At 71.8% G+C, this 25,244-nt stretch carries 27 protein-coding genes and 1 pseudogene; 15 read left to right on the top strand and 13 right to left on the bottom strand.

The features are described 5' to 3' along the window. Nucleotides 1-27 precede the first annotated feature (27 nt). Entirely contained in the window at nucleotides 28-627 is a 600-nt protein-coding gene (locus FB563_RS08010) for a TetR/AcrR family transcriptional regulator (protein ID WP_234357727.1), read from the top strand. 353 nt (nucleotides 628-980) lie between these two features. After that, entirely contained in the window at nucleotides 981-2,456 is a 1,476-nt protein-coding gene (locus FB563_RS08005; protein ID WP_055706007.1) for a sensor histidine kinase, read from the top strand. 231 nt (nucleotides 2,457-2,687) lie between these two features. On the opposite strand, the gene FB563_RS08000 is transcribed toward FB563_RS08005, so the two are convergent. Further along, the gene (locus FB563_RS08000) at nucleotides 2,688-2,945 is read right to left on the bottom strand and encodes a WhiB family transcriptional regulator (RefSeq protein WP_003992873.1); all 258 of its coding nucleotides are present in this window, start codon (nucleotides 2,943-2,945) and stop codon (nucleotides 2,688-2,690) included. Between the two features lie 331 nt (nucleotides 2,946-3,276). Further along, nucleotides 3,277-4,245 (bottom strand): diacylglycerol/lipid kinase family protein, encoded by a 969-nt coding sequence (locus tag FB563_RS07995; protein WP_055705997.1) that lies wholly within the window; start codon nucleotides 4,243-4,245, stop codon nucleotides 3,277-3,279. A 144-nt stretch (nucleotides 4,246-4,389) separates the two neighbouring features. Between FB563_RS07995 and FB563_RS07990 the strand changes: the two genes are divergently transcribed. Then, nucleotides 4,390-4,815: a hypothetical protein gene (locus tag FB563_RS07990; RefSeq protein WP_055705998.1), complete on the top strand. Its 426-nt coding sequence runs from the start codon at nucleotides 4,390-4,392 to the stop codon at nucleotides 4,813-4,815. A gap of 5 nt (nucleotides 4,816-4,820) precedes the next feature. Here FB563_RS07990 and FB563_RS07985 read toward each other — a convergent pair whose 3' ends face one another. The 3 genes from FB563_RS07985 to FB563_RS07975 all read right to left on the bottom strand — a co-directional run bounded on the left by FB563_RS07985 (nucleotide 4,821) and on the right by FB563_RS07975 (nucleotide 6,938). Beyond that, nucleotides 4,821-5,933 (bottom strand): RNA polymerase sigma factor SigF, encoded by a 1,113-nt coding sequence (locus FB563_RS07985; RefSeq protein ID WP_199832798.1) that lies wholly within the window; start codon nucleotides 5,931-5,933, stop codon nucleotides 4,821-4,823. A 17-nt stretch (nucleotides 5,934-5,950) separates the two neighbouring features. Continuing rightward, entirely contained in the window at nucleotides 5,951-6,367 is a 417-nt protein-coding gene (locus FB563_RS07980; RefSeq protein WP_055705999.1) for an ATP-binding protein, read from the bottom strand. A gap of 310 nt (nucleotides 6,368-6,677) precedes the next feature. After that, nucleotides 6,678-6,938, bottom strand: a complete 261-nt coding sequence (locus tag FB563_RS07975; RefSeq protein WP_055706000.1) for a UBP-type zinc finger domain-containing protein — start codon at nucleotides 6,936-6,938, stop codon at nucleotides 6,678-6,680. Between the two features lie 61 nt (nucleotides 6,939-6,999). Between FB563_RS07975 and FB563_RS07970 the strand changes: the two genes are divergently transcribed. After that, nucleotides 7,000-8,595, top strand: coding sequence for a Na+/H+ antiporter (locus FB563_RS07970; RefSeq protein WP_055706001.1), 1,596 nt, complete (start codon nucleotides 7,000-7,002; stop codon nucleotides 8,593-8,595). On the opposite strand, the gene FB563_RS07965 is transcribed toward FB563_RS07970, so the two are convergent. Continuing rightward, nucleotides 8,577-9,506 (bottom strand): 1-aminocyclopropane-1-carboxylate deaminase/D-cysteine desulfhydrase, encoded by a 930-nt coding sequence (locus FB563_RS07965; RefSeq protein WP_055706002.1) that lies wholly within the window; start codon nucleotides 9,504-9,506, stop codon nucleotides 8,577-8,579. The genes FB563_RS07970 and FB563_RS07965 overlap by 19 nt on opposite strands. A 185-nt stretch (nucleotides 9,507-9,691) precedes the next feature. Between FB563_RS07965 and FB563_RS07960 the strand changes: the two genes are divergently transcribed. The 5 genes from FB563_RS07960 (at nucleotide 9,692) to FB563_RS07940 (ending at nucleotide 13,592) form a co-directional block, all read left to right on the top strand. Continuing rightward, nucleotides 9,692-11,098, top strand: a complete 1,407-nt coding sequence (locus tag FB563_RS07960; protein ID WP_055706003.1) for a family 2B encapsulin nanocompartment shell protein — start codon at nucleotides 9,692-9,694, stop codon at nucleotides 11,096-11,098. A 112-nt stretch (nucleotides 11,099-11,210) separates the two neighbouring features. Continuing rightward, entirely contained in the window at nucleotides 11,211-12,356 is a 1,146-nt protein-coding gene (locus FB563_RS07955; RefSeq protein ID WP_142218558.1) for a family 2 encapsulin nanocompartment cargo protein polyprenyl transferase, read from the top strand. A 189-nt stretch (nucleotides 12,357-12,545) separates the two neighbouring features. Continuing rightward, the gene (locus tag FB563_RS07950; RefSeq protein ID WP_055710675.1) at nucleotides 12,546-12,761 is read left to right on the top strand and encodes a hypothetical protein; all 216 of its coding nucleotides are present in this window, start codon (nucleotides 12,546-12,548) and stop codon (nucleotides 12,759-12,761) included. 35 nt (nucleotides 12,762-12,796) lie between these two features. After that, entirely contained in the window at nucleotides 12,797-13,219 is a 423-nt protein-coding gene (locus FB563_RS07945) for a YciI family protein (RefSeq protein ID WP_055710673.1), read from the top strand. Nucleotides 13,220-13,259: 40 nt separating this feature from the next. Continuing rightward, nucleotides 13,260-13,592, top strand: coding sequence for a DUF952 domain-containing protein (locus tag FB563_RS07940; protein WP_055710674.1), 333 nt, complete (start codon nucleotides 13,260-13,262; stop codon nucleotides 13,590-13,592). Nucleotides 13,593-13,907: 315 nt separating this feature from the next. Here the strand turns inward: FB563_RS07940 and FB563_RS07935 are convergent, their stop codons facing one another. The 3 genes from FB563_RS07935 to FB563_RS07925 form a co-directional block, all read right to left on the bottom strand. Next, nucleotides 13,908-14,657, bottom strand: coding sequence for a VOC family protein (locus tag FB563_RS07935; RefSeq protein ID WP_142218557.1), 750 nt, complete (start codon nucleotides 14,655-14,657; stop codon nucleotides 13,908-13,910). A 55-nt stretch (nucleotides 14,658-14,712) separates the two neighbouring features. Then, entirely contained in the window at nucleotides 14,713-15,129 is a 417-nt protein-coding gene (locus FB563_RS07930) for a VOC family protein (RefSeq protein ID WP_055710123.1), read from the bottom strand. Between the two features lie 61 nt (nucleotides 15,130-15,190). Beyond that, nucleotides 15,191-15,595, bottom strand: coding sequence for a helix-turn-helix transcriptional regulator (locus FB563_RS07925; RefSeq protein ID WP_107100787.1), 405 nt, complete (start codon nucleotides 15,593-15,595; stop codon nucleotides 15,191-15,193). A gap of 141 nt (nucleotides 15,596-15,736) precedes the next feature. On the opposite strand from FB563_RS07925, the gene FB563_RS07920 reads away from it, so the two are divergent. Together FB563_RS07920 and FB563_RS07915 are read left to right on the top strand one after the other, a co-directional pair. Further along, nucleotides 15,737-16,891: an inorganic phosphate transporter gene (locus FB563_RS07920; protein WP_055710122.1), complete on the top strand. Its 1,155-nt coding sequence runs from the start codon at nucleotides 15,737-15,739 to the stop codon at nucleotides 16,889-16,891. Between the two features lie 16 nt (nucleotides 16,892-16,907). Then, nucleotides 16,908-17,132: a hypothetical protein gene (locus FB563_RS07915; protein WP_055710121.1), complete on the top strand. Its 225-nt coding sequence runs from the start codon at nucleotides 16,908-16,910 to the stop codon at nucleotides 17,130-17,132. A gap of 73 nt (nucleotides 17,133-17,205) precedes the next feature. Here the strand turns inward: FB563_RS07915 and FB563_RS07910 are convergent, their stop codons facing one another. Then, on the bottom strand, nucleotides 17,206-18,240 hold the full coding sequence (locus tag FB563_RS07910) for a LacI family DNA-binding transcriptional regulator (RefSeq protein WP_055710120.1): 1,035 nt from the start codon (nucleotides 18,238-18,240) through the stop codon (nucleotides 17,206-17,208). Between the two features lie 302 nt (nucleotides 18,241-18,542). Here FB563_RS07910 and FB563_RS07905 point away from each other — a divergent pair, with 302 nt between their 5' ends. From FB563_RS07905 to FB563_RS07890, 4 genes are read left to right on the top strand one after another with little or no spacing between them, the layout of a single operon-like run. Beyond that, nucleotides 18,543-19,841: an ABC transporter substrate-binding protein gene (locus tag FB563_RS07905; RefSeq protein ID WP_055710119.1), complete on the top strand. Its 1,299-nt coding sequence runs from the start codon at nucleotides 18,543-18,545 to the stop codon at nucleotides 19,839-19,841. An 11-nt stretch (nucleotides 19,842-19,852) separates the two neighbouring features. Continuing rightward, nucleotides 19,853-20,899: a carbohydrate ABC transporter permease gene (locus tag FB563_RS07900; RefSeq protein ID WP_142218556.1), complete on the top strand. Its 1,047-nt coding sequence runs from the start codon at nucleotides 19,853-19,855 to the stop codon at nucleotides 20,897-20,899. After that, nucleotides 20,896-21,783, top strand: coding sequence for a carbohydrate ABC transporter permease (locus FB563_RS07895; protein WP_079048966.1), 888 nt, complete (start codon nucleotides 20,896-20,898; stop codon nucleotides 21,781-21,783). Before FB563_RS07900 ends, FB563_RS07895 begins: the two co-directional genes overlap by 4 nt. Before the next feature lie 26 nt (nucleotides 21,784-21,809). Continuing rightward, complete coding sequence (locus FB563_RS07890; protein WP_055708529.1) at nucleotides 21,810-23,453, top strand: glycoside hydrolase family 13 protein; 1,644 nt, start codon at nucleotides 21,810-21,812, stop codon at nucleotides 23,451-23,453. Nucleotides 23,454-23,490: 37 nt separating this feature from the next. Here FB563_RS07890 and FB563_RS07885 read toward each other — a convergent pair whose 3' ends face one another. The 3 genes and pseudogenes from FB563_RS07885 to FB563_RS45170 all read right to left on the bottom strand — a co-directional run. After that, complete coding sequence (locus tag FB563_RS07885) at nucleotides 23,491-24,198, bottom strand: response regulator transcription factor (protein WP_055708534.1); 708 nt, start codon at nucleotides 24,196-24,198, stop codon at nucleotides 23,491-23,493. A 95-nt stretch (nucleotides 24,199-24,293) separates the two neighbouring features. Further along, nucleotides 24,294-24,503 (bottom strand): hypothetical protein, encoded by a 210-nt coding sequence (locus FB563_RS45175; protein WP_324615861.1) that lies wholly within the window; start codon nucleotides 24,501-24,503, stop codon nucleotides 24,294-24,296. Nucleotides 24,504-24,837: 334 nt separating this feature from the next. Next, a pseudogene (locus tag FB563_RS45170) lies at nucleotides 24,838-24,918 on the bottom strand (sensor histidine kinase); the annotation flags it as partial. Nucleotides 24,919-25,244 lie beyond the last annotated feature (326 nt).

The raw sequence follows: 25,244 nt of genomic DNA, 5'->3' as shown, positions 1-25,244 counted from the left end.
TCTAAGGTCCGCTATAAAATGGCCCCCATGGTGACCTCCGGATCGCGTGGCCGCCCGCGCTCCTTCGATCGTGCCACCGCCCTGGAGAAGGCGCTCATGGCCTTCTGGGAGCACGGCTACGAGGCCACCTCCGTCGCCGACCTCACCAGGATCATGGGCATCGGCGCCCCGAGCCTGTACGCGGCCTTCGGTGACAAGCGGACGCTGTTCGAGGAGGTCGTGCGCCTCTATACCGACACCTACGGCGCCTTCGGCGATCGCGCCCTCGCCGAGGAGCCCACCGCCCGCGCCGCCGTGGAGCGCCTGCTGCGCGAGGCCGCCGCCGAGTACACCGACGCCGCCCATCCTCACGGCTGCCTGGTCGTGCACGCCGCCACCAACTGCACCAGCCCCGAGGTGGGGCAGCTGCTGCGCGAGCGGCGCAACGCGAACATCGCCGCCTTCGAGTCCCGGATCCGGGCGGACATCGCGGCGGGCCGCCTCCCCGCCGGCACCGACGCCGCCGCCCTCGCCCGGCACACCGGCGCGATGATCCAGGGCATGTCCCAGCAGGCCCGCGACGGCGCGAGCCGTGCGGATCTGGAAGCACTCGCGGAAATTGCCCTGTCCATCTGGCCCCATGGCTGACCGCGGCGGGCTAGGCTGCGTGGCATCGGGTGCCATCAGTCGTGCATGCCGACAAGGCCATGGACACATGGTTGTGGTCTAGTCCACAATCGACGACGATGTTTCTCCATGAACGAGCCTCCGTCTTCCCCGCACAGGAAGGCGGATCGAGGATCCGGAGCTCTCTGCCCTGACTGCCCCGGCTCCTCGACCTTCGGCCGACCGGGACCGCACACCCCACGGCCGATGATGCTCCGGGCTGCGGTGCCGGGAGGGTTGAGGGTCCCTTCCAGGCGCCGCGGCCCGCGGGTGTTTCAGGGGCCGCTCGCGGCTGGTTTTCGGCCATGTTCGAACGTCCGGGTACGCTCGCAGACGTGCCCTCCATGAACGAACTGGTCCGCCAGCACACCGCCCTCGACGACTCCGATCTCGAGTGGCTCCACCTGCTGGTCTCGGAGTGGCAGCTGCTCTCCGACCTCTCCTTCGCCGACCTGGTCCTGTGGGTCCCCACCCGGGACGGCACCCGGTACGTCTCGGTCGCCCAGATGCGCCCCAACACCGGCCCGACCTCCTACCAGGACGACATGGTCGGCCACCTGGTCCCGCGCGGCCGGCGGCCCATGCTGGACGCGGCGCTGGACGAGGGCCGGATCGTGCGCGAGGGCGACCCGGAGTGGCGTGAAGAGGTCCCCGTACGGGTCGAGTCCATCCCCGTACGGCGTGAGAGCCGCGTCCTCGGCGTGATCGCCCGCAACACCAACCTGCTCACGGTCCGCACCCCGAGCCGCCTGGAGCTCACCTACCTGCAGAGCGCCTCGGACCTCGCGCAGATGATCGCGGCCGGCTCCTTCCCGTTCCCGGACCAGCAGGTCGACATGGATGCCGCGCCGCGCGTCGGCGACGGTCTGATCCGGCTCGACGCGGACGGCCTCGTCCAGTACGCCTCGCCGAACGCGCTGTCCGCCTACCACCGCCTCGGCCTCGCCGCCGACCTGGTCGGGCAGCACCTCGGCCAGACCACCGCCGAACTCGCCCCGACCCGGGGACCGGTCGACGAGGCGCTCGCCAAGGTGGCCAGCGGCTGGGCGCCGCGCGAGTTCGAGATCGAGGCCAACGACGGGGTGATCCAGTTCCGGGCGATCCCGCTCAAGCCCAAGGGCACCCGGATCGGTTCGCTGGTGCTGTGCCGGGACGTCACCGAACTGCGGCGCCGCGAGCGGGAGTTGATCACCAAGGACGCGACCATCCGGGAGATCCACCACCGGGTGAAGAACAACCTCCAGACGGTCGCCGCGCTGCTGCGCCTCCAGGCCCGGCGCATCGACTCCGAGCGCGGCCGGGAGGCCCTGGAGGAGGCCGTCCGCCGGGTCGGCTCGATCGCGATCGTGCATGAGACGCTGTCTCAGAACCTGGACGAGCGCGTGGAGTTCGACGACATCGCCGACCGGGTGCTGGCCATGGTCGCCGAGATCTCGCCGGGCAAGGTGACCGGCCGGCGCAGCGGTCGGTTCGGGATCCTCGACGCCGAGGTGGCCACGCCGCTGTCGATGGTCCTCACCGAGGTCCTGCAGAACGCCCTGGAGCACGGCTTCCGGGAGGGCGACACCGGCACGGTCGAGGTCTCCGCGGTCCGGGGCGGTACGACGAAGGAGGCCCGGCTGCTGGTCACCGTCCAGGACGACGGGGTCGGCCTGCCCGAGGACTTCGACCCGCACCGCTCGGGCAACCTCGGCCTGCAGATCGTCCGCACCCTGGTGGAGGGCGAGCTGGGCGGCTCCTTCGACATGGTCCCGGCGCCGGGGCGGGGGACCAGGGTGATCCTCGACATTCCGGTGCGGGCGCAGAAGTAGGCCAACTGCCGTACGGCGGCGGCCGTTCGTCATACCGAGAGCGGGCACGGCAAAAGCCGGCGGGCACAGCAAAAAGCCCCGGACCGCCGTTGGTCCGAGGCTCGTGCTCGTTGCTGCTCTGCTTATATCGCTAAGCGCATCGGGGGATACTGCGCGCTGCGGCTCGGGGGCGGGAGATGCGTGCGTGCTGCACGCGCCGCCAAGCTCAGGCTGTCAGCAGGGGTGGGTATGTCAGGCGGAGGCCTGACGGGCCCGGTTGCGGGCGGCGCGGCGCTTCATGGCGCGGCGCTCGTCCTCGCTGAGACCACCCCAGACGCCGGAGTCCTGGCCGGACTCGAGCGCCCACTGCAGACACTGCTCGATCACCGGGCAGCGACGGCAGACGGCCTTGGCTTCCTCGATCTGCAGCAGCGCAGGACCGGTGTTGCCGATGGGGAAGAAGAGCTCGGGGTCTTCCTCGCGGCAAACGGCGTTGTGACGCCAGTCCATGGCTGCTACCTCTCCTAGGTTCTCTGAACGTATGACGTACAGGTTGCTTGTGAATGTGAACGCTTTCACGAATCCCTCAACAAGTGAAGGGCCGACCGCCGAGTCTTCCCCGGCGTGGTCCTTGGTTTGAAGAGGGGTTCCGGTGATCAGTGGAGGCCGGTGTTGCGGGCCGTCCCGATCGCCACGTAGAGACTCGCAAACCTCAGCGACGGATACAACCCCTTCCGGAAAGTTTTTTTTGATTCCTCGGTGTCGACTGGGTCACAGCCGTACTTCCATGGGGTGGATCCTGGCCTAAACGTTCGAGTGAAAGGACTTTTGCCCGTTCCGCTCACACAATCACACGCAGTGCGCGGCGTACACCTGTGAACGTCACGCTCGTACGCAGCCCCAGGTGGTCACCGTCCATCTGGAGGGGCAGGGGCGCCTTCGAATGCAAGGTGAACTGATCCAGATCATGCAGCGAGACGACATGTCGACCATGGGGGCCTCGCTCGGGGGACGAAGTGAGCAACTGGGTGCCATACCGGGCAACCGCGGCCGTCGACAGGCGGCTGAGACCGAGCACATCGACGCCGGTATCGAACGAGGCCTTAGGTGATGTGTACATGGGGCGATTGCCGAGATACGTCCAAGGGGACGTGTTCGAGACTATGGCCACCACCAGATCGGCGATCGGGTCCACGCCGGGCCGCGACAGCGTGATCGAGCCGTGCCGGCGGTTCGGCTCACCGAGGAACTGCCGGATCACCTGACGTACGTACAAGGCGTGCGTCGACTTCTTCCCGCGCTCGCGCTGCTGCTCCACCCGGCCGACGACACCCGCGTCGAATCCCAGCCCCGCGTTGAAGGTGAACCAGCGGTCCGGGACCGCCTCGTCCTCGGTGCCGGGCGTGCCCGAGGTCAGCCCGAGCCCGACGACCCGCTCCCGGCCCTCCCGCAGCGCGTCCAGCAGGGCGCCGGTGGCCTCGACCGGGTCGTTGGGCAGGCCCAGGGCGCGGGCGAAGACGTTCGTGGAGCCGCCGGGTACGACGGCGAGGCCGGGCAGGCGCTCCGGGTCGGGGCCGGCGTGCAGCAGGCCGTTGACGACCTCGTTGACCGTGCCGTCGCCGCCGAGGGCCACGACCAGGTCGATGTCGTCGCTGTCCGCCGCCTGCCGGCCGAGGTCGCGGGCGTGCCCGCGGTACTCGGTGGTGACCGCCTCCAGCTTCATCTCGCTCGCCAGCGCGTGGATCAGCACGTCACGCCTGCGTGCGCTTGTGGTGGTTGCCGCCGGGTTGACCACGAGAAGTGCACGCATGGATGGCAGCGTACCTACTGGGGGGTACCGGGCCCACAGTGAGGTAGGGATCGGGTAAGAGGGACGGGCGTGAGCCTGGACACTCCGCCGGTGTGCGGGCCGCCCCTTCGGGGGCGCTGACACCACCCCCGCTACCCTGCTGGGGTGAGCAGTGAGCAGAACCCCGCCCAGGAACCCCGTCCCCGTCGGCTGACCTATGCCGCTGTGCTGGCCGGGCTGGAGGGTGTCGCCCTCGGGGTCGGTGGGCTGTGGGTGCTCGTGCTCGGGCTCGCCGGGTCCCCGGACGACCGGCAGCAGGCCGTGACCCTCGGGGTCACCCTCGTCGTGCTCGCGCTGCTGCCGCTGCTCGCCGCGCGCGGGCTGCTGCTGCGGCGCAGCTGGAGCCGCGGTCCCGCGGTGATCACGCAGGTCATGGCGCTGCCGATCGCCTACAACCTGCTCAAGGCCGACAGCATGGCCATCCCGGCCGGTATCGCCATCGCGGTCGTCGCCGTGGCGGCGCTAATCCTCCTGGTCAGCGGCGAGACGACCCGGGCCCTCGGCATCAAGGGACCGGGCCGCGCCGAGTAAGGCCCTTACTCCTCCACCAGCAGCTTCTCCCGCAGCTGGGCCAGGGTGCGGGCCAGCAGCCGGGAGACGTGCATCTGGGAGATGCCGACCTCCTGCGCGATCTGCGACTGGGTCATGTTCCCGAAGAAGCGCAGGAGCAGGATCCGCTTCTCCCGCGGCGGGAGGTCCTCCAGCAGGGGCTTGAGCGACTCCCGGTACTCCACGCCCTCCAGCGCCTCGTCCTCCGCGCCGAGGGTGTCGGCGACCGCCGGGGACTCGTCGTCGGTGTCGGGGACGTCCAGGGACAGCGTGGAGTACGCGTTGGCGGACTCCAGGCCCTCCAGGACCTCCTCCTCCGAGATGGCCAGCTTCTCGGCCAGCTCGTGGACCGTGGGGGAGCGGCCGTGCAGCTGGGACAGCTCGGCCGTCGCCGTGGTCAGCGCGAGCCGCAGCTCCTGCAGCCGGCGCGGCACGCGGACCGCCCAGCCCTTGTCCCGGAAGTGCCGCTTGATCTCGCCGACCACGGTCGGCGTGGCGTACGTGGAGAACTCCACGCCGCGCTCCGGGTCGAACCGGTCGACGGACTTGATCAGACCGATCGTGGCGACCTGGGTGAGGTCGTCCAGCGGCTCGCCGCGGTTGCGGAAGCGGCGCGCCAGGTGCTCCACGAGCGGCAGGTGCATACGGACCAGCTGATTGCGCAGCTCCGCGTACTCCGGGCTGCCCTCCTTCAGCGCGCGCAGCTCCACGAACATCGCCCGCGCCCCGCTGCGGTCCGCCGGGTCGTGCTGTGCGGCCTGCACGGGCTTCGCGCTCGGCGCGTCGTCCTCGGCGTACCGCTCGTGCTCGCTCATCGTCCCGCCCGTAGCCCTTCCCCGAGCCCTGGCCCCCGCGCGGCCGGCGGCTCCGGTGCCGCCGGAGTCCTCCGGCGGTACGGCCTGCGCGCCACCGTCGCCCGCGGTGTGCGCGGAGTCGTCCTCCGGATGCGGTCTGGCCTGCTCGGGGATGCCGTCGATGCCGTCCGCCATGCGCCGGGAACCGTCCCGGGGAGCCTCCCCGGAGAGGTCGCCCGTGCTCGGCCAGGGGGCACCCCCGTCCCCGGCCGGCAGCTCCCGTGTGCCGCGCTCTTCGTCCCGCACCGGACCGTCCCCGTTCCTCACGCCGGGCCGGGGCCCGCGCCGCGCTGTTTGTAGAGGCTGATCGACACGGTCTTGTCCTCGTCGACGGCGGACGAGACCTTGCCCGCGAGGGCCGAGAGCACGGTCCAGGCGAAGGTGTCCCGCGAGGGGGCGTGACCGTCCGTGGTCGGCGCCGAGACCGTGACCTCCAGCGAGTCGTCGACGAGCCGGAAGACACAGCCGAGCACGGAGCCCGGCACGGCCTGCTGGAGCAGGATCGCGCAGGCCTCGTCCACGGCGATGCGCAGGTCCTCGATCTCGTCCAGGGTGAAGTCCAAGCGGGCCGCGAGTCCGGCCGTGGCCGTCCGCAGCACCGACAGGTAGGCACCCGCGGCCGGCAGCCGGACTTCCACGAAGTCCTGGTTCGCCGCGGGCTCGCCTGCGATCTGGGACACCCTCACCTCCATGGTGGTACAAGCTTTACGGGGCCGAGGGTCGCCCCCCGGGGTAACGCGGACGCGGTTCCGCGGTGACGCTATCGCGCTCCGAACGTTCCTGTCCCGGGACCCCAACCCCCCTGGCGTCACTCACAGTAAAGCTGTGTATACGCTCCGTGTCTAGAGGGTTTGCGGGCCCAAAAGGGAACAGCGCGCGCCGGGTTGACGTACCCAGACGTCAAACGCTCGAACCGTCGTGCGGCCGCCGCCGCATGCAGTGTCACACGAGAACGGGGTCGAGCGGGAATGCGATCACACGGAAAGCCGCTCAGACGAGCACGTGGTCGACGAAGCACCACCGCCAGTCCTCGCCGGGTTCGAAGGTCCTCATCACCGGATGGCCGGACGTCTCGTGGTGCTGGGTCGCGTGCCGTCCGGGCGAGGAGTCGCAGCAGCCGACATGGCCGCAGGTGAGGCACAGCCGCAGCTGCACGGGGTGCGTGCCGTCGCGCAGGCACTCCGGGCAGGTCGCATCGAGCGGTTCCGGTTCCGGGTGCGGCAGCGCGTCGGCGTGCGTGCACTGTTTCATGATTGCCAGATTACGACGGGCGTGCGGCTGACCGCGCGGAAAACGAGGGTGGGCGAGGATCATGGACGTGATGCCGCTGCTGTTGCTGGTGGCGGGCAGTGCGGCGATCGCGGGGGCCGCCCGGCGCACTCCGGTGCCGGCGCCGCTGCTGCTGGTCGCCGTGGGCCTGGCGGTCTCGTACATCCCCGGGATCCCGCACTACACCCTGGATCCGCAGGTCGTCCTGCCCCTGGTGCTGCCCCCGCTGCTGTACAAGGAGGGCACCGAGAGCTCGTACCTCGATCTGCGCGCCCAGATGCGGCCCGTGGGCCTGCTGTCGATCGGGTACGTGCTCTTCGCGACCTTCGCCGTCGGCTGGGTCGCCTACCTCGTCGTACCAGGGCTGCCGCTGCCCGCCGCGCTGGTGCTGGGCGCGGTCGTCGCGCCCACGGACGCGGTCGCGGCCGCGGCGATCGCGCGCCGGGTCGGCCTGCCCTCCAGGATCACCACCATCCTCCAGGGCGAGTCCCTGCTCAACGACGCCACCGCGATCACCGCCTACAAGGTGGCCCTCGCCGCGGCCGTCGGCGAGGGCGCCACCTGGGCCGGCGGGATCGGCGAGTTCCTGCGGGCGGCGCTCGGCGGGATCGTCGTCGGCCTGGTGCTCATGGTGCCGATCCACTGGCTGCGCACGCACCTGACGGAGGCCCTCCTCCAGAACACCCTCTCCCTGCTGATCCCGTTCACCGCCTACGGCGTCGCCGAGCAGTTCCACGGCTCCGGGGTCCTCGCGGTCGTCGTGGTCGCGGTCTACCTCGGGCACCACGCGTGGGAGGTCGACTTCGCCACCCGGCTCCAGGAGGACGCGGTGTGGCGGATGGTCGCCTTCCTGCTGGAATCGGCGGTCTTCGCGCTGATCGGCCTGCAACTGCCCACGGTCCTCAAGGGGTTGACCGCGTACCACGGGGCCGACGCCGCCTGGTACGCGATCGCGGTCTTCCTCGTGGTCGTCGCGGCCCGCTTCATCTGGGTGTACCCCGCGGCCTTCCTGCCCCGCCTGCTCTTCCGGCACATCCGGGAACGCGAGGACAACCCCACCTGGCGGGCGCCGATCGTGACGTCGTGGGCCGCCATGCGCGGTGTGGTGTCCCTGGCCATCGCGTTCTCCATCCCGCTCACGGTGCACGGCGGCGCCTCCTTCCCGCAGCGGAACCTGATCCTGTTCCTGACCTTCACCACGGTCATCGGCACCCTCGTGGTGCAGGGCCTCACGCTCGCGCCGCTGATCCGCCTGCTGAGGTTCCCCGGCCGCGACCCGCAGGCCGAGACCCTCGCCGAGGCCAACGCCCAGGCCCAGGCCTCCCGCGTCGCCGAGAGCCGCCTCGACGACCTCCTCGCCGACGAGCGCAACGCCCTGCCCCCACCGCTCGCCGACCGCCTGCGCACGGTCCTGGAGCGCCGCCGCAACGCTGTCTGGGAGCGCCTCGGCCAGACCAACCCCGTCACCGGCGAGTCGGTGGACGACACCTACCGCCGGCTCTCCCGCGAGATGATCGGCGCCGAACGCGAGGTCTTCGTCAAGCTCCGCGACCACCGCTACATCGACGACGAGATGCTGCGCGCCCTGCTCAGACGCCTGGACCTGGAGGAGGCGGCGGCCTACCGGGAAGCGGAGTAGCGCCCGGGCCCAAGGGCCTGGGGGAACGGCCGGCCGGTGACGACGGCGGCGACCGTCGTGCCGCGTGCGAAGGCACCCTCCTCCGCCAGGGCGACAAGTCCGTAGAGCACCTTGGCGACATAGAGACGTTCGACGGGCAGCCCGTGGCGGTCCTCGAAGTCCTCGGCGAACGCGTGCAGTTCGGGGGGCGTGCGGCCGTAACCGCCGAAGTGGAAGCGCTCGTCGAGGGACCAGGAGCCGGTACGGGCGCCGAAGGCGCTCTCCTGCAAGGCCTCGGTCCCGCCTTCCAGGAAGCCGCCCTTGAGCACCGGCACGCCGAGCGCGCGCTGCCCGGGGCCCAGCCCCGCGGCCAGGCCCGCGAGCGTGCCGCCGGTACCGCAGGCGACCGCGACGACGTCGGCGTGTCCGCGCAGTTCCTCGCCCAGGGTCCGGCAGCCGTGGACGGCCGCGCTGTTGCTGCCGCCTTCGGGCACCACGTACGCCTCCTCGGCGCCGGCCGAGCGCAGGATCGCGGCCAGCGTCTCCGGCTCGTTCTTCTGCCGGTACGTCGACCTGTCGACGAAGTGCAGCCGCATGCCGTCCGCCGCGCACCGGGCCAGCGAGGGGTTCAGCGGGCGGTCGGCCAGCTCGTCGCCGCGGACCACGCCGGTGGTCGGCAGCCCGAGGATGCGGCCCGCGGCTGCGGTGGCCCGCAGGTGGTTGGAGTAGGCCCCGCCGAAGGTCACCAGGGGGCGGCCCTGCGCCGCGTCGATGTTCGGCACGAGCTTGCGCCATTTGTTGCCGACGAGGTCGGGGTGGATCAGGTCGTCCCGCTTGAGCAGGAGCCGGAGACCGCGCCGCTCGAACCGTTCGTCCCGTACCTCCTGGAGAGGGGAGGGCAGGCGGGGGGTGAGCGGGTCGCTGCTGGTCACGGCTTCATTGTCACCTGGGTGGGGGATGGATGAGGGGTCGAGGTCCCTCTTCCTGCCCACTCATCCGATGATCCATTCCCGCTCTTTCGGGTAATGGTGCGGCCACGGTGCGTGATGGAAGGCTCGGTGCCGAGACCGGTGCCCCCTGCGATTCGGCGCCGGGCATACCTGGGAGGCAATTCTCTATGTCGGTAGGCGAAGAGGTCCGCACGGAACAGGGCAGGCCACAGCAGTCCCTCGGGACCGCGGCCGCGCGGAACCTGGCCACCACCACCAAGTCTGTTCCACAGATGCAGGAGATCAGCTCCCGCTGGCTGCTGCGCACACTCCCGTGGGTGGACGTACAGGGCGGCACGTACCGGGTGAACCGGCGGCTGACGTACTCCGTCGGCGACGGCCGCATCACCTTCGTCAAGACCGGGGACCAGGTCGAGGTCATCCCGGCCGAACTCGGCGAGCTGCCGGCCCTGCGCGGTTACGAGGACGAGGAGGTGCTGACGGAGCTCGCCCGGCGCTGCCGTCAGCGCGACTTCGCGCCCGGCGAGGTGATCGCCGACTTCGGCAACCAGACGGGCGAGGTGTACCTGCTGGCCCACGGCAGGGTCGAGAAGATCGGCACCGGCCCCTACGGCGACGACGCGGTCCTCGGAGTCCTCGCCGACGGCGCCTACTTCGGCGACCAGGCGCTGCTCGACCCGGAGGCCATCTGGGAGTACACCGTCCGAGCGGCCACCGCGACCACCGTGCTGGTCCTCGGCCGCCAGGACTTCCAGCAGGTCGCCGAGCGCGCGGACACCCTGCGCGACCACCTCGAGCGGCTGCGCTCGGTGCCGGAGCAGCGGACCAACAAGTACGGCGAGAAGGCGGTCGAGCTGGCGGCCGGCCACTCCGGCGAGCCCGACATCCCGCACACCTTCGTGGACTACGAGGCGCGGCCCCGTGAGTACGAGCTGAGCATCGCCCAGACCGTGCTGCGCATCCACACGCGCGTGGCCGATCTCTACAACCAGCCGATGAACCAGACCGAGCAGCAGCTCAGGCTCACCGTCGAGGCGCTCAAGGAGCGCCAGGAGCACGAGCTGATCAACAACCGCGACTTCGGCCTGCTCCACAACTGCGAGTACGACCAGCGGATCCAGCCGCACGACGGCGTGCCCAGCCCGGACGACATGGACGAGCTGCTCAGCCGCCGGCGCAGCACCAAGCTGTTCCTGGCCCACCCGCGCGCGATCGCCGCGTTCGGGCGCGAGCTGAACAAGCGGGGACTGGTCCCGGAGACCGTCGAGATCGGCGGCAACCGCATCCCGACCTGGCGCGGCGTGCCGATCTACCCGTGCGGCAAGATCCCGGTCACCCCCGAGCGCACGACCTCGATCATCGCGATGCGTACGGGTGAGCAGGACCAGGGTGTCATCGGCCTCAGGCAGTCGGGCATCCCGGACGAGATCGAGCCGAGCCTGTCCGTCCGCTTCATGGGCATCAACGAACAGGCCATCATCAAGTACCTGGTGACGGCCTACTACTCGGCCGCCGTGCTGGTACCCGACGCGCTCGGCGTGCTGGAGAACGTCGAGATCGGCCGGTGGAGGTGACGTTTCCGCACTTCGCGGCCGTGTCCCCGCCCGCCGGGCAGGGTAGACCCTCGGAATATGCGTCCGGCCGGGCCGGCGACGCCGGTGTCCGCGGACCTGGCGAGGGGGAGACATGGCCGAGTTCATGACGGAGACCGAACAGCGTTCCCCCGCCGTGCCGCACCACGGCACGGCGGGGGAACGCCGGGGGAGGACCGCCGGTGCCGGCCCGCTCGACGGGCAGGTCGAAGGACAGGAGGCAGCGGCGCTGCTGGAGCGCACCCGGGCCGTCGTCGACCCGGAGCTGCGGGCGGCCCTGGAGTCGCTGCCCGCCCCCATGCGCCGGATCGCGCTCTACCACTTCGGCTGGCAGCACGCGGACGGCACCCCGGCGACCGGCAGGGCGGGCAAGGCGATACGGCCCGCGCTCGTCCTGGCCGCGGCCTCGGCCCTCGGCGGACCCGCGGCCCGTACGGCGGCGGTCCGGGCGGCCGTGGCGGTCGAACTGATCCACAACTTCACGCTGTTGCACGACGACGTGATGGACCGGGACACCTCCCGCCGGCACCGTCCCACCGCCTGGACCGTGTTCGGCGACGCCGACGCGATCCTCGCCGGTGACGCCCTGCAGGCGCTGGCCCTGCGGCTGCTCGCCGAGGACCCGCACCCGGCCGCCCGCCCGGCGGCGGCCCGGCTCGCGGACTGTGTCGTGGAGCTGTGCGCAGGCCAGCACACCGACACGGACATGGAGCACCGAGGCCCGGACGAGGTCACCCTCGACGAGGTGCTCGCCATGGCCGAGGCGAAGACCGGCGCCCTGCTCGGCTGCGCCTGCGCCCTCGGGGCGCTGTACGCGGGCGCCGGCCCGGACGACGTGGCGGCACTCGACGGCTTCGGCCGTCAGGCGGGGCTCGCCTTCCAGCTGATCGACGACGTCATCGGGATATGGGGCGACCCCCGCCACACCGGAAAGCCGGCCGGTGCCGATCTCGCCGCCCGCAAGAAGTCCCTGCCCGTGGTGGCGGCCCTGTCCTCCGGCACCGAGGCCGCGGCCGAACTCGCCGGGCTGTACGGGAAGCCGTACGTCACCGGTGACGTCGAGGGCATCGCGCTGACGGCCCAGGCCGTGGAGCGGGCCGGCGGCCGGGACTGGGCGCAGGCCGAGGCGGCCGACCGGATGGCCCGCGCCGTGCAGGAGCTGTCCCGCGCGGTCCCCGTCCCGGAGGCGGCGGGCGGTCTGCTGGCGCTCGCCGAGTTCGTGACCCGGCGCAGCAGCTGAGCGCCGCAGCCCCGGCAGCCGGGAAGACCCCGGAGTCCCGGGCCCGTGCGGCTCCCTGACCCCGCACGGACTCCGGGGCTCCGGCCCGCCGAGCCCCGCGCAACCCCACGATGCGCGGGGCTCGTTTCCTGGGTGCATGCCGACGTGCCGCGGGAAGCGCCGGTCCCCCGCCCGCCCTACCCTGAGGACATGGACAGCGAGGGCCACGTCTGTCCCGTCTGCGGACAGCCCGTCGACACGGTCGTCGGACGGCGCAAGACGCTCGGCGCCTGGGTACCGGTGTGGGGTCCCGGCCCCTGCCGCAACCCGGGCTGCGCGGCCTACGGGCAGCCCGTCGAGCCCGCGGCTCCGCCCGACGTGACCGAGCATCCGCGCCCCGGTGAATCCGCGGCCGAGAAATCCTGAGCCGGGCCGGGAGTCTCGAGCCGAAGGAGCGGACCATGAAGTACCTGGTGATGGTGCAGGGTACGCAGGCGGACTACGACGCGATGAGCGGCAGGGCCACCCCGCACGCCCCTGCCTGGACCCAGGTACAGCTGAAGGCCATGTACGCCTACATGAGCTGGCTCAACGACGACCTCACCGAATCGGGCGAACTCATCGACGCCGAGGGCCTGGCGGAGCCCGCCCGGACCCGGCTGGTCGCCCGCGGCGAGGACGGCGGAACGGTGATCACCGACGGCCCGTACGGCGAGACCCAGGAGGTGATCGTCGGCTACTGGCTGCTGGAGTGCGCGAGCCTGGCCCGGGTCACCGAGATCGCCGAACGCGTCACCCGCTGCCCCGGTCCCGAGGGCCTGACCGACTACCCCGTGGTGATCCGGCCCGTCATGGACGCCGCCGACGACATCGGCGCCGGATAAGCAGACGCGCGCGGCCCGGCCGAGACCGTAGCGTGGCCGCATGCCGAAACCTCCGCACATCGTCCACATCACCGAGCGCTCCCTGTGGGAGGCGGCGCGCGAGCGCGGCACCTATGAGGTGTCGACCCGTGGCCGCACCCTGCAGGAGGAGGGCTTCATCCACTTCTCCACCCGCGAACAGCTCCCGCGCATCGCCGAGTTCCTCTACGGCGACTACGACGGCCCGGACGAACTGGTCGTGCTGGTCGTGGACCCGGCCCTGGTCGGCGCGCCGGTGAAGTACGAGGCCATGGAGCCCGGCGGGGAGGAGTTCCCGCATGTGTACGGGCCGGTGCCGGCCGACGCGGTGGTGGATGTCGAGCCCTGGGAGTGACCGGGCAGGGGGAACACCTCGCCGCCGGTGGTGGCGGTGGGCGGTGACGGTCTGGGCGGTCACCGTGGCCGTGGGGGCGGGACTCACCCTCGGACTCCGGGGGGGGGGCGACCGGCCCCCGGGGCCGTAGGTCCGGGACGACGGGCACGGGGCCGGTCCGTCACCGGGTGCGCGGCGCCCGCGGCCGCAGCCGGCGGGCGACGACCGCCGGCTGCCCGCCGAGTCCGCCGGCGGATCCGGCCGAGGCCTCCCCGCGCATCGGGGTCGTCTGCCTCTACGCGGCGGCGGATCGCTGACCGGCATCCGTCGCGCGGCTCACCGTCCGGCCTCCGGCAGGCCGCCGGTCTCCGGGTCGCGGCCGGTGAGGCAGTAGACGCCGCCCGCCGGATCGCGCATCACGGTCCAGTGCGGGCCCTCGCTCACCCGGGCGGCGCCGTGTTCCTCGTGCCGGGCGCGGACGGCGGCGATGTCCGCGCAGGCCAGGTCGAGGTGGGCGGAGGCGGGGCGCTCGTCGTCGAGCCGCTGGAGCAGGATCCGGACGGGCAGCCCCGCCGGCGGCTTGAGCACCTCGAACTCCGGCCGGGAGCCCTTCAGCCGCTCCCAGCCGGTGAGGCCGGCCCAGAAGTCCGACTCGGCGGCGTACACCGACGGCGGGAGGTCCAGGCACACCTGGTCCAGCCGGCTGCCGGCCACCACCGGCGGCCGTACCGACTCCCCGTGCCAGGGCACGGCACAGAACAACTGCCCGGCCGGGGAGCGCAGTACGGCCCACTCGCCGTGGTCCGCGACCAGCCTCGCACCGACTTCGAGGGCCGCTTTGATCAGCTCCCGGACGTCCCCGGCGCAGAGGTCGAGGTGGGCGCCGCCGTCGCCCTCGGTGACGCCCTGGAGCTTCACGCACGCGTCCGTCCCGGCCGCCCCCTCGGGCAGCAGGGTCATGAACTCGTCCCGCTCACCACGCGGCAGGGACGCCCGGGTGCCGGTGACGGCGGTCCAGAAGGCGCGGGCCTCGGGCAGCCGGCCGGCGGGCCGGTCGACGAAGGCGTAGGTCCAGCGAATGATCACGTGGGGAGTGTAGGTGTGAACTCCGCCTCCAGGCGGGGGAATTCACGCGGGCCGTTCATTCCGCGGGCCGCTGGAGGAAGCGCAGCTGGTTGCCCGCCGGGTCCCGGAAGGCGCAGTCGCGCACCCCGTAGGGCTGGTCCGTCGGCTCCTGGAGCACATCGGCGCCGGCCGCCCGCACCCGCTCGTACAGCGCGTCGCAGTCCTCGGTCGTGAAGATGACACCCCGCAGCATGCCCTTGGCGAGCAGCTCCGCGAGCGCCTGCCGGTCGGCGGGGGAGGCGTCCGGGTTCGCGCCCGGCGGCTCCAGCACGATCTCGACGTCCGGCTGCAGCGGCGAGCCGAGCGTCACCCAGCGCATGCCCTCGAAGCCCACGTCGTTGCGGACCTCCAGCCCGAGCACGTCCCGGTAGAAGGCGAGCGCCTTGTCATGGTCGTCCACGGCGATGAAGCACTGCTTGAGTTTCACGTCCATGCGCTCACGCTAGGCCCATCCGGCCCTGGACGCGCGCGAGCCGACCGGGCGGACGGGCCGGTCACGGTGCGTACGGGCGGCGGTGGGGGCGGGTGAAGGTGCGGGCCACGCAGGACGGGATCACCGCGCTCTCCTCGTGCGAGCGGGAGCGGTAGGCGCTCGGTGTCTCCCCGACCAGCTCGGTGAAGCGGGAGCTGAAGGAGCCGAGGGACGTACAGCCCACGGCGAGGCACACCTCGGTCACGGTGAGGTCGCCCCGGCGCAGCAGCGCCTTGGCCCGCTCGATCCTGCGGGTCATCAGATAGCTGTACGGCGTCTCGCCGAAGGCCTTGCGGAAGCTGCGCTGGAAGTGGCCCGGCGACATATGGGCACCCCGGGCCAGCTCGGACATGTCGAGCGGCTCGGCGTACTCACGGTCCATGCGGTCGCGCACCCGGCGCAGCCGTCTGAGGTCCTCCAGGGTCACGTCCACAGCTTGGCACAGGGCACTGACACCCGGAGAGACCGAACGGATCCGCACAGGGCTGCACAACAGACTCCCCCATTTTCGGCACGCCGTTCGCCTCCAGTTCTCCGCTCATTGGCCCGCCCTTGCTTGCCTGAGGGGATGGACCACATCACGTTCCTCGTGGCGGTCGTCATCGTCACGGCACTGGCGTTCGACTTCACGAACGGGTTCCACGACACCGCCAACGCGATGGCGACCTCCATCGCCACCGGCGCTCTGGGGCCGCGCACCGCGGTGCTGGTCAGCGGGATCCTGAACATCGTCGGCGCCTTTCTGTCCACCGAGGTCGCCAGGACGATCTCCGGCGGGATCGTCGACGACACGCTGGTCAGCCCGGCGATGATCTTCGCGGGGCTGGTCGGCGCGATCCTGTGGAACCTGGTGACCTGGCTCGCCGGACTGCCCTCCAGCTCCTCCCACGCCCTCTTCGGCGGCCTGATCGGCGCGGTCTGGGTGGGTGCGGGCTCCCACGGCGTGCACTTCGACAAGGTCGCCGACAAGGTGCTGATCCCGGCCGTGGCCTCGCCGGTGGTGGCCGGCCTGGCCGCCCTGGTCGCCACCTACCTCGCCTACCGGCTCTCCGCCCGCGCCCGCCAGGACTCGGTGACCAAGGGCTTCCGCCTCGGCCAGATCGCCTCCGCCTCCCTGGTCTCCCTCGCGCACGGCACCAATGACGCCCAGAAGACCATGGGCGTCATCACCCTGACCCTGATCTCGGCGGGCGCGCTCGGACGCGACGCCGGCCCGCCGGTGTGGGTGATCGCCGCGGCCGGTCTGGCCATCGGCCTCGGCACCTATCTGGGCGGCTGGCGGATCATCCGCACCATGGGCAAGGGGCTGGCGGAGATCCAGTCGCCGCAGGGCTTCGCCGCCGAGACGGCCTCCACGACCGTGATCCTCACCTCCGCCCACCTCGGCTTCGCCCTGTCCACGACCCAGGTCGCCTCGGGCAGCATCCTGGGCGCCGGTCTCGGCCGCCGGCTCGCGGAGGTCCGCTGGGGCGTGGCCGGCCGCATGGTGCTGGCCTGGCTGATCACCCTGCCCGCCGCCGCCCTGGTCGGCGGCCTCGCGGCCAGCGTGGTCAAGCACGGCGGCAACCTCGGTACGGCGGTCATCGCCCTGGTCGCCCTGGCCCTCGCCACCGCCATCGTCGCCGCGTCGCGCCGTAACCCGGTGCGCGCCGACAACGTCAACGACCACCACGAGGTCACCCTCCGCACCGCGGCCCGGCCGCGCGTCGGTACGGCCGCCTGAACCTCCGGGAGCCCCCATGCATGTCGACTGGTCCGCCCTCGGCAAGGTCGCCGCGGTCAGCCTCGGTGTCACGGTCGCCGTGGTCGTCGTCTTCAGCTTCGGCGTCCTGGGCCTGTCCCGGGCGGAGTCCGGCCGTACCGGGTCCGCCACCGCGGGCCGCGCCGCGGCCGGCCTGTGCTTTCTCGCCTGCGCGGCGGTGGTCGCGTACGGGATCCATCTGATCGTGCCGCAGTTCCACTGACGGCGGATGCGCCGACGGCAGGGGCCCGGTCGAGGGGAAACCGACCGGGCCCCTGCCGCGTGGCACGGGAACCTCAGGCGCGCGTGGATCCGCTGTCCGTCTCCCGCTCCCCTGCGGGAAGGGGCGCGGTGGTGGCCCGCGGGATCAGATGCGTGGGCAGCACGATGTGCTGCCTGTGGTCCGACTCGGAGTCGTCGATGAGCTTCAGGGCCAGCCGGCCGGCCTCGCGGCCGATGTCCGAGGGTGACTGGGCGATGGTGGACAGGTCGAACAGGTCGGCCACCGGCTGGTCGTCGAAGCCCAGGACGGACATCTGCTCGGGCACCTCGATCCGCGTCCGGCGCAGGGCCCGGATGACGGCGACGGCGACCTCGTCCTGTTCGGCGAAGACGGCGGTGGGCGGCTCGCGCAGGCTCAGCAGCCTGCCGAGCGCTTCGACGGTGGCGCGTTTGTCGCCGACCGGCAGGGCGGCCACCAGCTCGTCGTCGAGCGGGACGCCCGCTTCGGCGAGCGCCTGCTGGTAGCCGAGCAGCCGCTCGTTGGAGCTGAACGAGAAGCCGCTCGCGCCCACCGTCTTGATGAAGGCGATCCGGCGGTGGCCGAGGTTGAGCAGGTGCCGGGTGCCGTGCAGGGCGCCGGCCACGTCGTCGACGTAGACGCTGGGGCGGCCGTCGACGTGCTGGCTGACATAGATGACCGGCATGCCGAGGCTGTCCAGCCGGTCGGTCTCCTCCTCGGTGAGGTCGAAGGAGAAGACCAGCAGCGCGTCGGCGTTCCGGCGGGCGGGCAGCCGGTCGAAGAACGAGGTGCGCTCGGCGAGATCGGGGATCACATAGACGGTCAGCTCCATGCCCGCCGCCCGCAGCAGCGGGCCCAGGCTGGAGAGGGCCGAGCCCATGAACCACGCGTTGAGCGTGGGGACGAGCACGGCCACGGTCCCTGTCCTGCCCGTGACCAGGCTCGCGGCCTGCCGTGAGACGGCGAAGTCCAGTTCGCGGGCGGCCTGTTCGACCCGGGCGCGCACCTCCGGCGAGACGGTGGTCAGTCCGCGCAGGGTTCGCGAGACGGTGGAGGCGGATACCCCGGCCCGTTCGGCGACGTCAGCCATCGTGGGGTGTCGCTGAGCTGGTGGCATGTGCCGGACGGTAGCACAGAAGGGCCCTGCGTCGAGGCCCCACGTGACAGCGCTTTCACGGTTCCCGTGCCCCGCTCCCCTCTCATTACCCAGAAGTAACGCATTGACTTCCGGTTACCCCGCTCCTAGCGTGCAAGCGTTGTCTCGACGGGGTCAAAGCCACTCCCTCTGGGTCCACTTCACCTGCTTTGACCTGTGTGTTTGATCAAGAAGTTGCCGTGACAACGCAGTCTCGCAAGAGAGTCGCCTTCGGTTCCGCACGACCAGGAGAGACAGTGAAGACCAGAACAGTCAGAGCCCTTCGGTGCTCGGCCGCGCTCGCCGCCGCCGGACTCCTCCTCGCCGCCTGCGGCTCGTCCGACGACGGCGGCTCCGCAGGACAGGCCGGGACCACGTCGTTCACCGGCCGCGGCCCCATCACCTACGTGGCCGGAAAGGACACCACCGGCGCCGTGCAGCCGGTCCTCGACCAGTGGAACAAGCTGCACCCCAAGGAGAAGGTCACCTTCATCCAGCTGCCCACGGACGCGGACGCGCAGCGCCAGCAGATGATCCAGAACGCGGAGACGAAGTCCGACGCCTACACGGTGCTGTCCCTGGACGTCGTGTGGACCTCGGAGTTCGCCGCCCACCAGTGGATCGACAGGCTGCCCGAGCAGAGCTTCCCGCTGGACAGGATGCTCAAGCCGGTGGTGGAGACGGCGAGGTACCGCGGCGGTCTGTACGCGGCCCCGGCCAGCTCCGACGGCGGCCTGCTGTACTACCGCACCGACCTGCTGAAGCAGGCCGGGGTCGGCAAACCCCCGGCGACCTGGGCCGAGTTGAAGGCCGACTGCGCCAAGATCGAGAAGCTGCCCGCGGCCAAGGGCATGTCATGCTACGCCGGCCAGTTCCAGAAGTACGAGGGCCTGACGGTGAACTTCTCCGAGGCCGTGAACTCCGCGGGCGGTGTCGTGACGGACGCGAACGGCAAGCCGAACGTGGACACCCCGGCGGCGCGGAAGGGACTGGACTTCCTCGCCGGCTCGTTCAAGGACGGAACGATCCCCAAGGAGGCCATTACCTACCAGGAGGAGGACGGCCGGCAGGCGTTCCAGGCCGGCAAGCTGGTCTTCCTGCGCAACTGGCCGTACATGTACGCGCTCGCCGGCAAGAGCAAGGTGGCCGGCAAGTACGCCGTCGCGCCGCTGCCCGGCCTGAACGGGCCCGGCTCCTCCAGCCTGGGCGGCCACAACCTGGCCCTGTCCTCCTTCGCGAAGAACAAGGCGACGGCGCTGGACTTCATGAAGTTCTACAGCAGCGAGACGACCGCGAAGACCTTCCTGGAGAAGGCCTCCCTCGCCCCGCCCTACGCCGACCTGTACGACGACGCGGCACTGGCCGGGCAGTACCCGTACCTTCCGGTCCTCAAGCAGTCGATCCTGCGCGCCGTACCGCGCCCGCGGGTGGTGAGCTACGGCGATGTGACCTCGGCGGTCCAGCAGGAGGCGTACGCCGCCCTGACCGGCACCAAGAGCAGCGCACAGGCGCTGAAGGACCTGCAGCGGGAGCTGCAGAAGGCCACGGCGCAGTGAGGGGCGCGGCCATGACCGACACCCGGATCCCGCCCGGGCCCGCCACCCCCGGGTCCCGCCGGCCGCCCCGCACACCGGTGAAGGGCCGGCGGTCCCGCACCCGCGCCACGGCCGGCACCGGGCGGCTGGCGGCCCTGCTGGTCTCCCCGACGCTCCTGGTGCTGACGATCGTCGTGCTCTACCCGACGGTCATGGCGCTGCGGGAGTCGCTGTACGGGCCGAAGGGCCTCGACCCGAAGACCGGCTTCATCCGCAGCACCGAGCCGTTCGTCGGGCTCAGGAACTACGCCGACATCCTCGGCGCCGCCGGGGACCGGTTCTGGAACGCCTTCTGGAACACCACCTTCTTCACCGTCGTCACCGTCGCTCTGGAGACGGTGATCGGCGTGGCCATGGCCCTGATCATGCACCGGGCGTTCAGCGGCCGCGCCCTGGTCCGGGCGAGCATCCTCGTCCCCTGGGCGGTGCCCACGGCCATCTCCGGCCTGCTGTGGCGGTGGATCTTCAACAGCGACGGCATCGCCAACGCCCTGCTCGGCCACCAGATCCTGTGGACCACCGAGGGCTTCCACGCCAAGGTCGCGGTCATCGTCGCCGAGGTGTGGAAGACCGCCCCGTTCATCGGGCTGCTGGTCCTGGCCGGACTGCAGGTGATCCCGAACGAGGTCTACGAGGCGGCCCGCCTCGACGGCGCGAGCGCGCCGCGCCGGTTCTGGCACATCACGCTGCCGCTGGTGAAGCCCGCGCTGCTGGTGGCGATGCTGTTCCGCTGCATGGACGCGCTGCGGATGTTCGACCTGCCGTACATCCTGATCGGCGCGCAGAAGAACTCGGTGGAAACGCTGTCCATGCTGGCGCAGAACGAGGCGTCCAACGTCCGCTTCGGCCCGGCCTCCGCCTACGCGGTCCTGCTCTTCCTCTACGTCTTCCTCATCGCGCTCGCCTTCGTACGGCTGTTGGGCGCCGATCTCGTCGGCGGTACCGGCACCGGCACGGGAGGCGGTCGCAGGAGCGGGCGCAGGTTCGTGTTCGCGCGCCGCGCGGAGGTGACGGCATGACGACCACGACGACCACGGCGACCCTGACAGCCAGGGCGACCAGGACGACCGGGGCGACCGCCGCGAAGTGGCGAGGCCGGCTGCCGTACCTGGGGGTCGCCGCGGTGGTGGCCTACTGCCTGGCCCCGTTCTACTGGATGCTGGTCTCCAGCCTGCGCCGCACCTCCGACATCTTCGACACCTCGCTCGTCCCGTCCCCGGTGTCGTTCGAGAACTACCGCTCGCTGTTCGGTGCCTCCCAGGGGTTCACCCGGGCGCTGCTCAACAGCCTCGTCGTGGCCGGGGTCACGACCGTGCTGGCGCTGCTGCTGGCCACGTTCACCGCCTACGCGATGGCGAGGCTGGAGTTCCGTTTCAAGCGGCTGATCCTGACCCTCATCATCGCCACCTCGATGTTCCCGGTGGTGTCGATCGTGGTCCCGCTGCTGAAGCTGTTCACGGACATCGGCTGGATCAACACCTACCAGTCCATGATCGTGCCGAGCATGTCCTTCGCGCTGCCGCTAGCGGTGTGGAACCTGACCACGTTCTTCCGGCAGATGCCGGACGAGCTGGAGCACGCCGCCATGGTCGACGGCTGCACCCGCGGACAGGCCTTCCGCAAGGTCATCATCCCGCTGGCCGCGCCGGGCATCTTCACCACCGCGATCATCACGTTCATCGCCGCCTGGAACGAGTTCCTCATCGCGCTGTCGATGACCAACCGGCCGGAGATGCAGACCGCACCGGTCGCCATCTCCAAGTTCACTGGCGCCACGACGTACGAGACCCCGTTCGGCAGCCAGATGGCCGCGGGCGTCCTCGTCACGATCCCGCTGGTGGTCATGGTGCTGCTCTTCCAGCGCCGCATCGTCGCCGGCCTGACGGCCGGTGCCGCGAAGTAGACCCTCTCCCACTGTTAAGGAACAGCATGCCCGGTACCGCACCCTGGTGGCGCAGCGCCGTCATCTACCAGGTCTACATCCGCAGTTTCGCCGACGGCAACGGCGACGGGATCGGCGACATCGCCGGCATCCGCTCCCGCCTGCCGTACCTCAAGTCGCTCGGCGTGGACGCCCTGTGGATCAACCCCTGGTACAAGTCGCCGCAGGCCGACCATGGTTACGACGTGGCCGACTACCGCGCGATCGACCCGCTGTTCGGCACCGTGGCCGAGGCCGAGCAACTCATCGAGGAGGCCCACCGGCACGGGATCCGCATCATCCCCGACATGGTGCCCAACCACACCTCCGACCGGCACGCCTGGTTCCAGGCGGCCCTGGCGGCCGGACCGGGCAGCCCGGAGCGCGAGCGCTACGTCTTCCGCCCCGGCCGGGGCCCCGACGGCGCCCTGCCGCCCAACGACTGGGTCTCCTCCTTCGGCGGCCCGGCCTGGACCCGGCTGCCGGACGGGGAGTGGTACCTGCACCTCTTCGCCCCCCAGCAGCCCGACCTGAACTGGCAGCACCCCGAGGTGCGCGCCGAGTTCGAGTCGATCCTGCGGTTCTGGTTCGCCCGGGGCGTGGACGGCTTCCGCATCGACGTGGCCCACGGCCTGATCAAGCACCCGGAGCTGCCCGACCTGCCGCCGCGTCCGGACGGGGCCGCCTCCGGCGGGCGCGGGCAGCACCTCGACCACCCCCACTGGGACCGCGACGAGGTCCACGACATCTACCGCGCCTGGCGGAAGGTGGCCGACGAGTTCCCCGGCGACCGCTGCTTCGTCGCCGAGGCCTGGGCGGACACCCCCGAGCGCCTGGCCGCCTACGTCCGCGCGGACGGCCTGCACACCGCGTTCAACTTCGACTTCCTCATGGCCAGTTGGGATCCCAAGGACCTGCGTACGGTCATCGACGACTCCCTCGCCATGCTCGGCGCGGTCGGCGCCCCCGCCACCTGGGTGCTCTCCAACCACGACGTCATGCGCCACGCCAGCCGGTACGGCCGCAGGGCGGCGAAGCGCTGGGTGGCCAACGAGCGCTACGAGCCCGAAGGCCCCCTCGACCTCGAACTGGGCACCCGGCGCGCCCGCGCGGCCGCCCTGCTGATGCTCGCCCTGCCCGGCGGCGCCTACATCTACCAGGGCGAGGAACTCGGCCTGCCCGAGGTCGAGGACCTGCCCGAGTCCGTCCTCCAGGACCCCGTCTGGGAACGCTCCGGCCACACCGACCGCGGCCGCGACGGCTGCCGGGTGCCGATCCCCTGGTCCGGGCAGAAGGCGCCGTACGGCTTCAGCCCCGAGGACGCCGCCGCCGCGCCCTGGCTGCCGCAGCCCGCCGACTGGGCCCCGCGCACCGTCGCGGCGCAGACCGGCGACCAGACGTCCATGCTGGAGCTCTACCGCACCGCCCTGCGCCGGCGCCGCGCGCACCCCGCCCTCGGCGACGGCACCCTCACCTGGCTGGACGCCCCGGCAGGAGTCCTCGCCTTCCGCCGCGACCCCGGCTTCGTGTGCGTGGTCAACCTCTCCGCCGAGCCGTACCCGCTGCCGGACCACACCGCGGTCCTGCTGACCAGCGGACCCCTCGAGGACGGCCGGCTGGGCCCGGACCGGGCGGCCTGGCTGGCGGTGTAGCGGCCCTCTCCCGCGAGCAGCGGCTGGCGGCCACCGGTCACGGCCGGCCGGTGGCCGCTCCGCCGGGCGTGACCAGACCCGTCTCGTAGGCGAGGACGACGGCCTGGGCGCGGTCGCGCAGGGCGAGCTTGGCGAAGATCCGGGCGACGTGGGTCTTCACGGTGGCCTCGCTGAGGGTGAGGGACGCGGCGAGTTCGGTGTTCGACAGGCCCCGGCCCATCAGGGCCAGCACCTCGCGTTCGCGGGGGGTCAGCGCGGCCAGGTCACGGTGGAGCGCGGGTGGGGGCACCGTGGTCGCCGCGGTGGCGGGGCGGTGCGCCGGCTGGGCCGGAGCGTCCTCGTGGCCGGCCGCGTACCGCTCGACCAGACGGCGGGTGATCGAGGGGGCGAGCAGCGCGTCGCCCGTGTTCACCAGCCGTACCGCCGCGGCGAGATGGGCGGCGGTGACGTCCTTGAGCAGGAAACCGCTCGCCCCGGCGGCGAGCGCCGCGTAGACGTAGCGGTCGAGGTCGAACGTGGTGAGCATGAGGACCCGGCAGCGCGGGACCAGCCGCAGGACGCGCTTGGCGGCTTCCAGGCCGTCCAGGTCGGGCATCCGGATGTCCATCAGGACGACGTCCGGGCGCAGCCGTTCCGCCTCCGCCACGGCCCGCAGCCCGTCCGCCGCCTCACCGACGACCTCGATGCCGCGCGAGGTGAGGATCAGCCGGAAGCCGGTGCGGATGAGCTCCTCGTCGTCCGCGATGAGGACGCGCGGGGCGCCGGCTTCCCGGGCCGGGACAGGGGAGTCCGGGACGCGGCCCGGCGCGGGGCCGGGGCGGGGGTCTGCGGCGGGCTCGGTCACGGGCGCTCCAGCGGGATGCGGGCACGGACACGGTACCCACCGCCGATGCGGCGCCGGGCGTCGAAGTGGCCGCCGTAGACGGCCACACGCTCACGCAGGCCGATCAGGCCGCGCCCCGCCCCCTCGCCCCGGCGCTTGCCGGGACCCGGTGCCGGACCGCTGCTCGCGCGGCCGGCGGACAGCACGCTCGGTCCGCTGTCCAGCACCTCGACCCGCAGGCTGTGGTCGGCATAGCGCACCGTCACGGTCGCCGTCGCCGTACTTGAGCGAATTGGTCAGCGCCTCCTGGATGATCCGGTAGGCGGTGACGTCGATGCCGGGAGGCAGCGGGCGCGGTTCCCCGGAGATCCGCACCTCGACCGGCAGTCCGGCGAAGGCGATCCGGTCGACGAGCGTGCCCAGCTGGCGCAGGCTCGGCTGCGGCGCGAGTCCGGAGAGGCCTCCCTGCGTGCCCGGCTCGGCGGGGTCGTCCCCGTCCGGCGACGGCGCCAACAGGCCCAGCAGATGGCGCAGTTCGGTCATCGCGTCGCGACCGGCGCCCTCGACGGCCGCCAGCGCGGTCTCCGCCGCGTCCGGCAGGGTGGCGAGCACCTCCCGGGCGGCCGTCGCCTGCACCACCATGAGGCCGACCTTGTGGCTGACGATGTCGTGCAACTCGCGGGCGATGCGGGCCCGTTCGGCCGCCACCGCCGTACGGGCGGCGGCCTCGCGCTCGCGCTCCAGCAGCCAGCGCCGGTCCTCCAGGACCTTGCGGTACCGGCGGCGAGCCCGCGCCAGCAGCACGACGGCGCCGCCGGCCGACGCCAGGCCCACCGCTGCCAGGGCGATGAGCAGCGCGCCCGTCTCCGATCTCCACACGCCGTCCATCGTGCCAGCCGGCGGACGGACGGGCGTCCTCCTCCGGGTTCACCCCGTACATCGCCGGGATGACCACCGCCGTGGGATAC

This window comes from Streptomyces puniciscabiei (genome assembly GCF_006715785.1).
GTDB classification, from domain to species: domain Bacteria; phylum Actinomycetota; class Actinomycetes; order Streptomycetales; family Streptomycetaceae; genus Streptomyces; species Streptomyces puniciscabiei.
This window is presented reverse-complemented; position numbering and strand designations above follow the sequence as displayed.

What these genes read in the sequence shown, in the direction of transcription:
- FB563_RS07930 (WP_055710123.1), bottom strand. Translation starts at nt 15,129, where the DNA reads ATGGACGTGAAACTCAAGCAGTGCTTCATCGCCGTGGACGACCATGAC.
- FB563_RS07960 (WP_055706003.1), top strand. Translation starts at nt 9,692, where the DNA reads ATGTCGGTAGGCGAAGAGGTCCGCACGGAACAGGGCAGGCCACAGCAG.
- FB563_RS07910 (WP_055710120.1), bottom strand. Translation starts at nt 18,240, where the DNA reads ATGGCTGACGTCGCCGAACGGGCCGGGGTATCCGCCTCCACCGTCTCG.
- FB563_RS07995 (WP_055705997.1), bottom strand. Translation starts at nt 4,245, where the DNA reads ATGCGTGCACTTCTCGTGGTCAACCCGGCGGCAACCACCACAAGCGCA.
- FB563_RS07950 (WP_055710675.1), top strand. Translation starts at nt 12,546, where the DNA reads ATGGACAGCGAGGGCCACGTCTGTCCCGTCTGCGGACAGCCCGTCGAC.
- FB563_RS07900 (WP_142218556.1), top strand. Translation starts at nt 19,853, where the DNA reads ATGACCGACACCCGGATCCCGCCCGGGCCCGCCACCCCCGGGTCCCGC.
- FB563_RS07975 (WP_055706000.1), bottom strand. Translation starts at nt 6,938, where the DNA reads ATGAAACAGTGCACGCACGCCGACGCGCTGCCGCACCCGGAACCGGAA.
- FB563_RS07940 (WP_055710674.1), top strand. Translation starts at nt 13,260, where the DNA reads ATGCCGAAACCTCCGCACATCGTCCACATCACCGAGCGCTCCCTGTGG.
- FB563_RS08010 (WP_234357727.1), top strand. Translation starts at nt 28, where the DNA reads ATGGTGACCTCCGGATCGCGTGGCCGCCCGCGCTCCTTCGATCGTGCC.
- FB563_RS07890 (WP_055708529.1), top strand. Translation starts at nt 21,810, where the DNA reads ATGCCCGGTACCGCACCCTGGTGGCGCAGCGCCGTCATCTACCAGGTC.
- FB563_RS07945 (WP_055710673.1), top strand. Translation starts at nt 12,797, where the DNA reads ATGAAGTACCTGGTGATGGTGCAGGGTACGCAGGCGGACTACGACGCG.
- FB563_RS07895 (WP_079048966.1), top strand. Translation starts at nt 20,896, where the DNA reads ATGACGACCACGACGACCACGGCGACCCTGACAGCCAGGGCGACCAGG.
- FB563_RS08000 (WP_003992873.1), bottom strand. Translation starts at nt 2,945, where the DNA reads ATGGACTGGCGTCACAACGCCGTTTGCCGCGAGGAAGACCCCGAGCTC.
- FB563_RS07970 (WP_055706001.1), top strand. Translation starts at nt 7,000, where the DNA reads ATGGACGTGATGCCGCTGCTGTTGCTGGTGGCGGGCAGTGCGGCGATC.
- FB563_RS07955 (WP_142218558.1), top strand. Translation starts at nt 11,211, where the DNA reads ATGGCCGAGTTCATGACGGAGACCGAACAGCGTTCCCCCGCCGTGCCG.
- FB563_RS07920 (WP_055710122.1), top strand. Translation starts at nt 15,737, where the DNA reads ATGGACCACATCACGTTCCTCGTGGCGGTCGTCATCGTCACGGCACTG.
- FB563_RS07915 (WP_055710121.1), top strand. Translation starts at nt 16,908, where the DNA reads ATGCATGTCGACTGGTCCGCCCTCGGCAAGGTCGCCGCGGTCAGCCTC.